This is a genomic window from Bradyrhizobium guangdongense (genome assembly GCF_006483445.1).
Lineage (GTDB): Bacteria > Pseudomonadota > Alphaproteobacteria > Rhizobiales > Xanthobacteraceae > Bradyrhizobium > Bradyrhizobium guangdongense_A.
This window is the reverse complement of the sequence record NZ_PPPT01000314.1, coordinates 1-1,032: the sequence shown is the minus strand read 5'-3', so window position 1 is coordinate 1,032 and position 1,032 is coordinate 1. Positions and strand designations below refer to the sequence as shown.

At 61.4% G+C, this 1,032-nt stretch carries 1 protein-coding gene and 1 pseudogene; one reads left to right on the top strand and one right to left on the bottom strand.

All coding sequences use genetic code 11. The features are described from left to right. Nucleotides 1-260, bottom strand: a pseudogene (locus C2U70_RS32370) (adenylosuccinate lyase); the annotation flags it as partial. Nucleotides 261-805: 545 nt separating this feature from the next. Between C2U70_RS32370 and C2U70_RS32365 the strand changes: the two are divergent. Further along, the coding region (locus C2U70_RS32365) for a TetR/AcrR family transcriptional regulator (protein WP_140982782.1) at nt 806-1,032 on the top strand (227 nt) is incomplete at its 3' end.

The following is a 1,032-nucleotide window of genomic DNA, read 5'->3' as shown; positions in this document are numbered from 1 at the left end:
TCGGGGCCGACGATCTCGGCCAGATGCGTCAGGAAGGCGATGACGTCGTGCTTGGTCTCACGCTCGATCTCGTCGATGCGGGCGACGTCGAAGGTGACGTTTTTGGCCTTGTCCCAGACCGTCCTGGCGGCCTGCTTCGGGATCGTCCCGAGCTCGGCCAGGGCGTCCGCCGCATGCGCCTCGATCTCGAACCAGATCTTGAACCGGGTCTGCGGCTCCCAGATCGAGGCCATTTCCGGGCGGGTATAGCGGGGGATCATGTGACGGCTCCAAAGGTGGGCGGGCGGCCCCAAAAGAGGGCGGCAGCCGGCCAAAATGCTTTTTACGCCGTGATTTACCAGAGCGAGGAGGGCGAAACAAACCGGAATGGCCACCCATCGGGGGATATCAGGGGCGTTTGGGCCTATCAGCGGTCAATCACGAAATTCTGACTGACAGATATTGAAATCTGTCAGCGAGACATGTATATCCCTTCTCGAACGCCCGGGTTGGGCGTTTCACGGCCCGCCCACGGGGGGCCCGAGATCCGAAACGAAGGGGATCGAGGGCCGTAATTGAAGGGCAGCCGGGGACGAGTGGAGATACGACGATGACTATCGAAATCCTCAATTTCACCGGGCAGATCGGGCAGTGGCTCAATTTGCTGGTTGCGCGCCAGATCGCGGCACAGGCTGCAAGATTGCCCCACTAAGGGGAAAGGCTTTCCGAACGACCGGCATGGGCGCTTCGGAAGCAGCCTTTTCGCCGGACGATCGCCTGACCAAGTAACTTCTCAGGAAGACTTCCAAGGGAATACGGTGCTGGCATGAATGAAGCAGTCGTCTTGACCCCCGAGCGCATCCTCGAAGTCACCGAGGACGTGCTGCGGCGCTACGGACTTGCCAAAGCCACGGTCGTGGACGTTGCGCGTGCGCTCGATGTGAGCCATGGCAGCGTCTATCGCCATTTCCCGAGCAAGGCTTCGCTGCGCGAGGCGGTCGCCAAACGCTGGCTCGACCGCATCGACGCGCCCTTGCGCAAGATCGCCGAGGA